We start from the raw sequence: 11,887 nt of genomic DNA, 5'->3' as shown, positions 1-11,887 counted from the left end.
ATCATCGTTATCAAAGTCTGCTTTTTGAACATCTACTTTTAATCGAAGTTCAAAACGTTAGCTTGTCAGCTCCAAGAAGATGGCTTGAAGTCTAGGTAGCGAGAAACACAGCGTACGTAATTGGTACGCGCGTATCACATTCTCCGACTTCATGTCATATTCGCCGTCGAATACACTTCGTAGCTACCCGTCGTGATCACAAGTGGACGTTTTGAACATCCTCTCAAGTAACGGGATATTGAGTCCCCTTCCACTTATCAACTCGCTGTGCAACATATTGACTGCGGAATGGAACTTCGTGCTCACGATTAACAGCTTCATACTGACCAGTCATTTTCAGTTGTCTAGCTTTCGTATTATCGCCAAGGCTCATGTTTAACAGTACGATTAGCGTATTTTTCAACTCATTGTCAAACACCGGACATAATAACTCTACACGTTTCTCAAGATTTCTAGTCATCCAATCAGCGCTGGATAAGTAAACTTCTTCGGCACCATCGTTAAAGAAATAAACAATTCGAGAATGTTCAAGATAACGATCTACAATACTTATTACTTTTATATTTTCACTTAAACCTGGTACTTCAGGTTTTAAACAACAAACGCCACGAATAATTAATTCGATTTTGACGCCCGCAATCGAAGCTTCATATAACTTATTAATCATTTCTTGGTTTGATAAACTGTTCATCTTTGCAATGATTTTCGCTTCTTTACCTGCATGTGCATTTTCAATTTCACGATCAATTAATCTAATTAGTTTCTGTTTCATACCACTAGGTGCAACGGCAAATGCTTCCCAATTGCGAGGAACAGAATATCCTGTGACCTCGTTAAAGAGCGCAGAAGCATCAGTTCCAATCGTATCATTACTTGTCATTAATCCAATATCTGTATATGTTTTTGCTGTATTTTCATTATAATTACCTGTTCCAACATGAACATATCGCTTCAATCCATGTTGCTCACGACGTACGACCAATAATATCTTTGCATGAATTTTCAAACCGACTAATCCATATACAACGTGACAACCAGCTTTTTCTAATTGCTTTGCCCAAGCAATATTTCGCTCTTCATCAAACCTTGCCTTTAGCTCTACGACTACAGTAACTTGCTTACCTTCTGCTGCCGCATACTCCAATGCTTTGACAAGCGAAGAATGTCCATTTACACGATACATCGTCATCTTAATCGCCAATACTTCTGGATCTTGTGCAGCTTGCCAAACAAATTCATTCACTGGTTCGAACGATTCATAAGGATGATATAAGAGCACATCTCTCTGCGCGATGACACTCATAATATTATCTGCATCTTCAAATTCCTTAGCATATTCAGGTTCAAACTTCTCATTACGAAGCTGATCACGACCAGGAATAGAGTTAGAAAATTTCATCAAGAAGCTGAGGTCAAGTGGACCATCTATCATAAACAGACCATCATTAATTTCAAGTTCATCCTTCAACATTTCTAGAGCAAACGGTTCAATATCATGCTCTATTTCAAGACGAACAGCAACTCCCCATTTTCGACGACGAAGCTCCTTTTCTATTTCCTCTAACAAATCCTCTGCGCCTTCTTCATCAAGTGTTAGGTCCGCATTACGTGTTAATCGGAATGTACTAACTGCAAACGGTGTGTAACCATTAAATAAAGTATGAATATAAGATTTTAATAAATCTTCAAGTAATATAAATTCTTGCTTTTTACTATTTCCACGACCAGGAATCGTTACAAAACGCGGTAAAATACTTGGAACTTGAATAATAGCAAATAAAGGTTCATCTTGATTTACTTGATTTTCAAGCCTCAAAGAAACAGCCAGATACAACTCTTTAGTATGCACATGTGGGAATGGTCTACTTTGATCTACAGCCATTGGTGTTAATACAGGAAACACAATATCGTAAAAATAATCCTCTACTAACTTCTGTTGTGTACTATTCAAATCCGCCATATTGCGAATGAAAATGCCTTCCTTGTTCATGCATTTCACTATATCACGATAAGTACGATATTGATCATGTACGATATCTTTCGTTCTCTTTTGCAATCTTTTCCATAGACCAGAAGGTGAATAGCCTGTAAAGTCCATTTTCGTTAATCCTGCTCTAATCTGTTCATGAATTCCTGCAACTCTTACACTCATAAACTCATCTAAATTGGATGTAACTATAGCTAGAAATTTAGCTCTTTCTAATAATGGATTGGTTGAATCTTGTGCCTCTTGTAGTACACGACGATTAAATTCAATCCAACTAAGATCTCGATTGAGATAAGCTGACAATTGCTTTGACATGAGTCTTCCCCCTATGCAGTAATGTTAGTTACTGATGATTCAGCAATACTGCAATAGCTTAACTATATGATATGATCGTTAAAATTAATGCAAACAATTGTAAAGCAATTGTTAAATTTAAAACCTATTTATAGTGAATTTACCATTTCTCATACTTTTTTCTATCCATTTCAATATAAATCCTTCAAGGATCGGACGTGTAAAAGGTAATAGTAAAATCAAACCAACAATATCACTCAAAAATCCTGGGATAAGAAGTAAAATACCTCCCACTAACACACATACTCCATTAATAAATGAACGACCTGGAATTTGTCCCGAGCTCATCTGACGTTGCGCCTCTAATAAAACTTTCTTACCTTCCATCAGCGTCGCGAATGCTCCAAAAAGACTCATACACAATAGAAGAACAAATGTATTCCAGCCACCAATCCAATCTCCTACTTGTAATATGCCCCAAATTTCAATAATGGGTAACAAAATAACTAGCACTAAAATCCATTTCCTCATGTAACTCACCCCCGTTAACTATTGGCTATCACTTCATATAATTCGGGCATCACTTTAGATATACGAGTAGGTTGAAAGTTCGAATTCACCCATACATGTTTCGTACCACCAGTAACGAGTAAATCACCTGGCAGTTCGTTTTCATTAGCATACTCGGAAGATAAGAAATTATCATTTGTCACTTTACGTACTTGTGATTCGAACTCTATTCGCAATGGTGTACATTCTTTCATGCGCGTACACACAATGACCATATCATCATACTTCGCAGGAGAGACGTATTTCACAGCAAGATCGATAACAGGTAGTAATAACCCTTTATCTTCTATATCACGATAATGATACCCCATACTTCTTATCCATTCTGTACGTCCAATTTCGAACCAGGTTACATAATTTCCATGAAATACTACACTCATTTGATCTGTTTCTTGATATCTTACTCTAATTGGATGAGTATACCAGAAATCCTTCATATTTCATCTCCTCAAACTTTTCAATACTTTCCAGTAACACTACTTGTAATTGAAAAGTAACTTCGTAAGTATACTCTAATATTTTTCAATTGCTTCTTGCAATACATCTTCGTAATTGAAAAATAGCATCGTAAGCATGGCTATTATTTATTTATGAGAAAACCTTTATCGAAGCAATTCGTGGATGAGCGACCGTGTTTATAAGGTAGCTTTTATCGCCAAATAGAATTTGCCCAGCGCTGCGCTCGGAAATTTATAAATTCTATTGTGGTAGACAAAAAGCGACGGTGAAAATCACCATCGCTCTTATTTTTATCAAATAGTTTGAATTATAGTACTTTTGATTGTCCGGAGTAGATATATCCTGTTTCAGAATAAATCGTAACTTCCATTCCATCTTTCAAGATTTCAGTTGCATTTGTAACACCGATAACAACTGGTGTAGTTAAGTTAATGCCGCAAACTGCTGCATGACTAGTGATACCGCCTTGCTCTGTAATTACTGCACTAGCTAATTCAAAAGCAGGAATGAAATCTTTATCAGTAGAAACTGTTACAAGTACATCACCTTTTTGCATTTTAGCGTTAGCTTCAGCAGGCGTACGTGCAACAACAATTTTACCTGTTACATTTTGACTACCGATACCTTGTCCAGTAGCTAATAGTTCGCCAATATGATGAATTTTCATCAGATTAGTTGTACCAGCACGTCCAACAGGAACACCAGCAGTAATAACAACTGTATCTCCAGCAGACAATAGACCTGTGTTCATAGCGCCTTTAACAGCGTTTTCGAACATTTCATCCGTTGTATCAGCCTCAATACCTCTAACAGGGAATACCCCCCAATTTAGTGCTAGTCCACACATAACTTGTTCAGTAGGAGTAACTGCAATGATAAGCGCTTTTGGACGATATTTAGAAACTACACGAGCAGTGAATCCACTTTGTGTAGAAGTTACAATCGCTTTAGCATTAAGATCAAGAGCTGAGTTAGCAACTGCTTGGCTAATTGCTTCTGTTACTGAATTTTGTTGAGCACTTGCTTGTTTCATGAAAATCTCACGATATTCAAGAGCTTGCTCAGCGCGCTCAGCAATACGAGACATTGTCTCAACAGATTCTGTTGGATATTTACCAGCAGCTGTTTCACCAGAAAGCATAATTGCATCAGTTCCATCAAAAATCGCATTCGCTACGTCACTTGCTTCAGCGCGAGTTGGACGAGGATTACGTTGCATGGAATCAAGCATTTGTGTTGCTGTAATAACTGGTTTACCAGCTACATTACATTTTTTAATCATCATTTTTTGAACTAGTGGTACTTCTTCAGCAGGAATTTCTACGCCAAGATCACCACGAGCAACCATAAGTCCGTCAGATACTTCTAGAATTGAATCTAGGTTATCAACGCCCTCTTGGTTTTCGATTTTAGAAATAATTTGAATGTGACTAGCATTATGTTGTTCTAGTAATTCACGAATTTCTAAAACATCACTAGCTTTGCGAACGAATGAAGCAGCTACGAAATCAACACCTTGTTCAATACCGAAAATGATATCATTTCTATCTTTTTCAGTAATACCTGGAAGTGAAATTTTCACTCCTGGAACGTTAACACCTTTTTTCCCTTTAATAGGACCACTGTTAACGATACGACAGTGTACTTCTGTACCTTCAATACTTTCAACCTTCAAGCCAATCAAACCATCATCGATTAGAACTGTTGAACCAACAGACAAATCATTAGGAAGATTATCATATGTTACTGGAATACGATTAATATCTCCAAGTATTTCTTCTGTTGTAAGTGTTATTGCATCACCTTGAATAAGCTCGATAGGTTCTTCCTTAAGCTTACCAAGACGGATTTCTGGACCTTTTGTATCTAACAAGATTGCTACTGATGTACCAAGTTCTAGATTCGCAGCACGAATGTTTTTAATACGGTTTCCATGTTCTTCAAAATCTCCATGAGAGAAGTTAAGACGGCCTACGTTCATTCCTGCTTTGATTAGTTTCTTAGTATTTTCCAACGATTCGCTGGATGGTCCAATGGTACAAACGATTTTAGTTTTACGCATGATAGGTTCCTCCGATATATTGCCTGAAATTCATTATTAATAGTATCACCAAAGTGTCATAATTCCAATACAAATTATGACACCATATAACACATTCATAATATCTTAATCTTTTCTTACGGTCTATTATCTTATCTAATTTCTACTTTGTTTGCAACCTACATATATTGGGTAGTTACAACAGTAGCTATTCTACAGCTTGACCAGCCTCTTGCTGAGCCATAGTATAGTAACCAATTTTACGGAATTTCAAATAACGATCTTCGATTAATTCATCTGATGTCATCTGTAATAACTCTGTTAAATGTTTATCGATTGCTATCCTTATAGACTCTACTTGAACGTCCATATCACGATGAGCTCCGCCTTGCGGTTCACTAATAATATCTTCGATAATCTCAAGTTCCAACAAGTCTTTTGCAGTAATTTTCATTGCTTCAGCTGCTTCATCTGCTCGGGTTGCATCTTTCCAAAGTATAGATGCAGCACCATTTGGTGAAATGGCAGAGTAGATTGCATTCTCTAGCATTAGAACACGATTGCCAACGCCTAGAGCTAAAGCACCACCACTACCGCCTTCTCCGATTACGACACAAATAATTGGCACACCAAAGCCCGCCATTTCTCTTAGATTGCGTGCAATAGCTTCGGATTGACCGCGCTCTTCAGCAGTATTACCAGGATAGGCACCCTTTGTATCGATAAATGTTATAATCGGACGTTTGAATTTGTTAGCCTGTTGCATAAAGCGAAGTGCTTTACGAAAGCCTTCTGGGTGAGGACTTCCGAAAAATCTTGCAATATTATCACGTGTATCTTTACCACGTTGATGACCAACAACCGTTACTGGAATTCCATTGAACTTAGCTAGTCCACCAACAATCGCTAAATCATCGGCAAATAGACGATCACCATGTAGCTCAATAAAATCAGTAAAAATAGCCTGAATGAAATCAAGCGAAGTAGGACGTTGATGATGACGAGCAAGCTGCATTTTTTGTGCAGCTGTTAACTCCCGATACATTGTATCTTCAATTTCCTTACAACGATCTTCAAGCCTTGCAATCTCTTCCGAGAAATCAATGCCTTTTCCATCACTCAAACTTTTCAATTCTTTAATTTTATTACGCATATCATTTAACGGTTTCTCAAAAGGCAACTCACTCACCAGTAGTAACCTCCTTAACGCAATGCATATCAAGTAACTTAGTGATCATCGAACGCATATCTTTACGATGAACAACTTTGTCTAATTGACCATGTTGCAAATTGAACTCAGCAGTTTGGAAGTTATCGGGTAACTTTTGACGAATCGTCTGTTCAATAACAATACGTCCTGCAAATCCAATTAACGCACCTGGTTCAGCTAAATTATAATCTCCAAGACTTGCAAAGCTAGCAGATACGCCGCCAGTTGTAGGATCTGTAAATACAGATATGTACAAACCACCGTCACCTTGGAATTTTGCAAGTGCAGCGCTTGTTTTCGCCATCTGCATCAAACTTAGAATACTCTCTTGCATTCTTGCTCCACTTGATGTGGAGAAGATGATAATCGGAAGCTTTTTCAAGTGTGCGCTTTCAATGGCTCTCGTTATTTTCTCTCCCGCAACTGAACCCATACTTCCTGTAAAGAAGTCAAAGCTCATAGCAGCGACAACAACAGGGAATCCACCAATTGTGCCTTCACCAGTAATAACAGAATCATGTAAGTTAGTTTTCGCTTTTTGCTGCTCTAACTTGACTTTGTAACCTGGGAAATCCAACGGGTCAACAGACTCCATTGTTTCATCGTATTCAACGATAATGCCTTCATCTAAAGTCATGGCAATACGCTCTCTCGCATTTAATCGACCATGATGACCGCAAGATGAGCATACCTTTAAGTTCTTTTCTAATTCTTTACTGTACTGAATGTTTCCACATTTTGAACACTTGTTCATTAAACCTTCTGGCACCTCACGCTTAGGACGCTCAGTTGGTATTGTGGCATATTTTTTCTTTGAAAATAAATCTTTAATTTGCACGTTTCACACCTCTTTGGGGGCAATTGAAACTACGAATCTTACGGGCGAATAATGGTGTCAAAAACTTCACGAATTTCTTCTACTTCACCAGATGGGACAAGAATTTCAAATTGCTGTTTGGACAAATTGACAGGACGGATCTTAACTAGAAATCCTTCTTGTGTAAGTTTATTTTTAATGTTTTCTGCTGCTCTCTCAGTAGGTGCAATATAGAATACCGTCCACATGGGAATACCTCCTACAACTCCACGTTAGCAAGTGTATATCACTATACAGCTACTATTCCCGTCAAAGGCCGTATGATGAACCAATGATAACATAACTACTAACAATCGGGCAAATCATATTGATTCGCTTTGGCATCACCATGTGCAATCCTTGCAGACGCAGCAGCCGCTAGTCCGGCTACAAGATCATCAAGAAAAACATGTATACCATTTGCTTTATTATTTAACTTCTGTAAGATCCCCGGCTTAACTTTATCTAAGTAACCGAAACTTGTTAAGCCGATCATACCGTACACATTTGTAATCCCTAGTGCAAGAGTTTCATCAACTCCAAAAAGAGGTTCATCTTTCTCCATAATGGACTGAAGTGGTTCTGGCAATAGCTTTCTCTCTGCTAGATCATCCAAAGCAATGCCTGTATAAAGCGCGTATTGGACTTCCCGCTTCGATAGTACTGCACGTACACTAACAATACATTCATCCATTGTCAAAATCGGATTATATTGTGCTTGCAATAAAAATGCGATTTCTGCAATATCAGAAATCTTGACTCCTCGTTGTAAAAGTAATTTTTCAATAGGGATCATACTATCCACTCCTCACATTATGCTGTACCGATATGCATATGCGCTCAGAGTCGTAAATGTGCCTATTGTTACTTAATTACAATGGAACCTTTTCCAAGTAAGTGCTCTACCTCTAGTATAAATTCCTCGCTTGAATTTCCACGGTATTGCTCACTTAATGCGACAATTTGACCAGTTCGTTCATAGAATAATACGATAACTAAATCACCTTGATACTGCAATATTTTATTTTTAAGAATAGCTAATATTGTAGGCTGTTCAAGCTGTTCGTTAATTTTAATAAATATTTTTTTAGTTGTAGGTTGTGTATTCGTAACTTCTCGTCTCGGGGCTGAAGAAGACTTCGTAGCTCCCTTATTTCGTTGCCATCTTTCAGCTTGTCCTCTTAATCGGTCTACATGTTTAGCCATTTCTTCAATTGGTTCATCACCAACAATAACAACATCATCCACGATTAATTTAATCTCATCCTCTTGCTTTTGCACAGAGGCAAGCATAAGCACTAAACTGTCCTTAACTAATGAAGCGCTACATTTACGCCATGTACTTGCGAATACAACTGCTTCGATACGTACAATTCGATCCTCAACTTCCGCGAAAGCCATCGCTTGCCCATTTTTACTCATATAAGGACGAATGGATGCGATACGGACTGGAACGACTGCCTTGTAACCTTCTTCACGATCATAAAGTTCAATTAAGGAATTGATATTTTGGCCTTGTAGTACATTTAATAATTCGTCTAGTGGGTGACCAGACAAATACATTCCCATTAACTCATATTCATGTTCTAACTGCTCTGTCATAGTAAAACTTCTTATGTTAGGTAGTTCTACGTCCCAGTTCTGAATTTCTTCAAAGCCGAATAGTTCAATTTGCAAATCATCTCGTTCTTTCTTCCACTTCATTACAGCTTCTAACGTATCATCTAGCGCTGCTAATAATTGTGCACGATGTCCTTCAAATTGATCGAAGGCTCCTGCCAAAATAAGTGATTCTAGTACTCGCTTGTTCACAACTCGCAAATCTACTCGTTTACAGAAATCCAGCATTGAGATATAAGGTTTCTCGCTTCTACCTGACACAATAGATTCAATAGCTTGTGTTCCTACATTTTTAATTGCAGCTAGCCCGAAACGAATACCATCTTTCGTCGGAGCAAAGTTCAGTCCACTATTATTTATACAAGGTGGTAGTACTGCAATGCCCATACGAGAACATTCGTCCACATATTGTGCAGCCTTTCTCATGTTGCCAGCGACTGATGCAAGCATAGAAGCCATAAAAATAATAGGATAATGCGCTTTGAACCAAGCTGTACGAAAAGCTAGAACACCATATGCAACAGCATGGGCTCGTGGGAAACCATAATCAGCAAATCGAACAATCATATCGTACACTTGATTGGCAGTTAGCTCATCGTATCCCATCCCTATACTACCTTGCACAAAATGTGCTCGCTCTTCATCAAGAACTTCACGTTTCTTCTTAGAAACAGCTCGTCTTAACAAATCTGCTTCTCCAAGTGAAAAGCCTGCCATGTGAGAAGCAATTTGCATAATTTGCTCTTGATAAACAATTATACCGTAAGTATCTTGCAAAATATGGCGAAGTGAGTCGTGTGGATATTCGACAACAATTTTACCGTGCTTGCCTTCGATATACTTTGGAATAAATTCCATTGGTCCTGGTCTGTAGAGAGCTAGTACAGAGACAATATCTTCGAAATCAGATGGCTTCATGTCGCGTAGTACACGTCTTACTCCTGGGGACTCTAACTGAAATATCCCTGTAGTCTCCCCTTTACCTAACATTTCATAAGTTAAGGGATCATCATCTGAAATATGCTGGAAATTCACCTGTTTTTTATTAATTTCTTCAACCCAACGATGTGCCCTCCCTAGAATCGACAACGTTCGAAGTCCAAGAAAGTCCATCTTTAACAACCCGATTGATTCAAGATGCTCCATAGAATATTGAGTAAGCAACATATCCTCACTACCTACTTGGAGCGGTGTGTATTCAGTTAATGGTGAAGCAGCAATGACAACCCCTGCAGCATGCGTAGAAGAATGACGTGGCATGCCTTCTACCTTAATTGCCATATCGATTAACCTTCTAGTGCTTGCACTACCATCGTAAGCAGCACGTAGTTCCTTGCTTTGAATTAATGCTTGCTCAAGCGTAATTCCAAGCTGATTAGGAATAAGCTTGGCTGCTCGATCAACTTCTTGGAATGAGATATTCATAGCTCTACCAACATCTCGGATCGCTGCTTTTGCAGCCATCGTACCGAATGTAATAATTTGAGCAACATGTTCATCGCCGTACTTTGCTGCTACATATTGTATAACTTCATCACGTCGTTCATCATCAAAGTCAATATCGATATCAGGCATGCTGACCCGTTCCGGATTAAGAAAACGCTCAAATAGCAACTTATATTTAATAGGGTCTACGTCAGTAATTTGAAGTGTATATGCAACAAGACTTCCGGCACTAGATCCACGACCAGGTCCTACTGCGATATGTCTCTCTTTCGCAAAACGAATGAAATCCCAGACAATTAGAAAATAATCCTCGTACCCCATCTTCTCAATGACAGAGAGTTCGAAATGGAGTCGGTCCGTAACCGTCTGACGGAACTGCGTATCATTAAGCCATTGCTCGCTATCACCATATCTTAAATTCATACCGTCAAGACATAATTCTCGCAGAAATGAATTTGATGTTTGCTTTTGTGGAATTGGCCAAAATTGGGGTAAGTTCGCTCTCCCTAGCTGTAATTCAACATTGCATCGTGCTGCAATTTCCGCTGTATTACAAATAGCTTCTGGTACATGCTGAAAGCGCTCAGCCATTTCAGCACCTGTTCTCAAATACAACTGATCTGTTTCCATCTTAAGTCGATCTTCATCTTGCAGTGATTTCCCAGTACCAATACAGATCAATACTTCTTGCATTGCTGCATCACGCGGTTCAATGTAATGAACATCATTGGTCGCAACTAACGGTATATTTAGTTCTTGTGCCAATTGAATCATAAGCGTTTCTGCTTGCTTCTGCTCCAACATACCATGATTTTGAATCTCAAGATAATATCGATCTCCAAATATTTCTTTGTGGCGAAGTGCTGCAGCTCTTGCTTCATCCATTCGTTGATGCAGTAAATGCTGATTAACCTCTCCACCAAGACATGCACTCAAACATATAATTCCTTCTGAATGTTGACGCAACAGCTCATAGTCAGCGCGAGGTTTATAATGCATCCCTTCAACTTGTGCAGTAGAAACAATTTTCATCAAGTTACGATATCCTTGTTCATTAGCAGCTAATAGGATGAGATGATAGATTGGATTCTCTTTACGATTGCCTTTTTCAAAACGAGAGCCCGCAGTAAAATATATTTCACAGCCGATAATCGGCTTAATATTATATTCAAGACATGCTTTATAGAAGGCAACAGCCCCATACATAACGCCATGGTCAGTAAGTGCTAGTGCTTTCATCCCTTTGCTTGCAGCAGCCTTAACGAGCTCTTTAATTCTGGCTGCGCCATCTAACAAGCTATATTCACTATGAACGTGAAGATGAACAAATTGCTCTGCCGTTGTTGTGCTCATTAATTCTCACTCCCTCTACTACAAGTAAATGTTTATTCCTTTCATTTTATC

Annotated in this window: 9 protein-coding genes; all 9 read right to left on the bottom strand. The window is 38.5% G+C overall.

Going from position 1 to position 11,887, the window contains the following annotated elements; translation table 11 throughout:
- Positions 1 to 223 precede the first annotated feature (223 nt).
- Positions 224 to 2,302: a polyphosphate kinase 1 gene (gene ppk1 / locus NV377_RS11580; RefSeq protein WP_258201370.1), complete on the bottom strand. Its 2,079-nt coding sequence runs from the start codon at positions 2,300 to 2,302 to the stop codon at positions 224 to 226.
- A gap of 117 nt (positions 2,303 to 2,419) precedes the next feature.
- On the bottom strand, positions 2,420 to 2,812 hold the full coding sequence (locus NV377_RS11575; RefSeq protein WP_258201369.1) for an FxsA family protein: 393 nt from the start codon (positions 2,810 to 2,812) through the stop codon (positions 2,420 to 2,422).
- A gap of 14 nt (positions 2,813 to 2,826) precedes the next feature.
- Positions 2,827 to 3,288, bottom strand: a complete 462-nt coding sequence (locus NV377_RS11570) for an acyl-CoA thioesterase (protein WP_258201368.1) — start codon at positions 3,286 to 3,288, stop codon at positions 2,827 to 2,829.
- A gap of 329 nt (positions 3,289 to 3,617) precedes the next feature.
- On the bottom strand, positions 3,618 to 5,372 hold the full coding sequence (gene pyk, locus NV377_RS11565) for a pyruvate kinase (protein WP_258201367.1): 1,755 nt from the start codon (positions 5,370 to 5,372) through the stop codon (positions 3,618 to 3,620).
- Between the two features lie 187 nt (positions 5,373 to 5,559).
- Positions 5,560 to 6,543, bottom strand: a complete 984-nt coding sequence (locus NV377_RS11560) for an acetyl-CoA carboxylase carboxyltransferase subunit alpha (protein WP_258201429.1) — start codon at positions 6,541 to 6,543, stop codon at positions 5,560 to 5,562.
- Positions 6,533 to 7,399: an acetyl-CoA carboxylase, carboxyltransferase subunit beta gene (gene accD / locus NV377_RS11555; RefSeq protein WP_258201366.1), complete on the bottom strand. Its 867-nt coding sequence runs from the start codon at positions 7,397 to 7,399 to the stop codon at positions 6,533 to 6,535. The genes NV377_RS11560 and accD overlap by 11 nt, the downstream gene beginning before the upstream one ends.
- Positions 7,400 to 7,437: 38 nt before the next feature.
- Positions 7,438 to 7,626 (bottom strand): glutamate decarboxylase, encoded by a 189-nt coding sequence (locus tag NV377_RS11550; protein ID WP_258201365.1) that lies wholly within the window; start codon positions 7,624 to 7,626, stop codon positions 7,438 to 7,440.
- Positions 7,627 to 7,724: 98 nt separating this feature from the next.
- Entirely contained in the window at positions 7,725 to 8,213 is a 489-nt protein-coding gene (locus NV377_RS11545; RefSeq protein WP_258201364.1) for a phosphatidylglycerophosphatase A family protein, read from the bottom strand.
- Positions 8,214 to 8,281: 68 nt separating this feature from the next.
- Positions 8,282 to 11,836, bottom strand: coding sequence for a DNA polymerase III subunit alpha (locus NV377_RS11540; RefSeq protein ID WP_258201363.1), 3,555 nt, complete (start codon positions 11,834 to 11,836; stop codon positions 8,282 to 8,284).
- Positions 11,837 to 11,887 lie beyond the last annotated feature (51 nt).

It is taken from the genome of Paenibacillus endoradicis, from assembly GCF_024721975.1.
Note: the sequence above shows the minus strand (reverse complement) of the source record. Positions and strands in the feature narration are given on the sequence as shown.

Excerpts from the sequence above, each read along its gene's own strand:
- ppk1 (WP_258201370.1), bottom strand. The coding sequence starts at position 2,302 with ATGTCAAAGCAATTGTCAGCTTATCTCAATCGAGATCTTAGTTGGATT.
- NV377_RS11575 (WP_258201369.1), bottom strand. The coding sequence starts at position 2,812 with ATGAGGAAATGGATTTTAGTGCTAGTTATTTTGTTACCCATTATTGAA.
- NV377_RS11570 (WP_258201368.1), bottom strand. The coding sequence starts at position 3,288 with ATGAAGGATTTCTGGTATACTCATCCAATTAGAGTAAGATATCAAGAA.
- pyk (WP_258201367.1), bottom strand. The coding sequence starts at position 5,372 with ATGCGTAAAACTAAAATCGTTTGTACCATTGGACCATCCAGCGAATCG.
- NV377_RS11550 (WP_258201365.1), bottom strand. The coding sequence starts at position 7,626 with ATGTGGACGGTATTCTATATTGCACCTACTGAGAGAGCAGCAGAAAAC.
- NV377_RS11545 (WP_258201364.1), bottom strand. The coding sequence starts at position 8,213 with ATGATCCCTATTGAAAAATTACTTTTACAACGAGGAGTCAAGATTTCT.
- NV377_RS11540 (WP_258201363.1), bottom strand. The coding sequence starts at position 11,836 with ATGAGCACAACAACGGCAGAGCAATTTGTTCATCTTCACGTTCATAGT.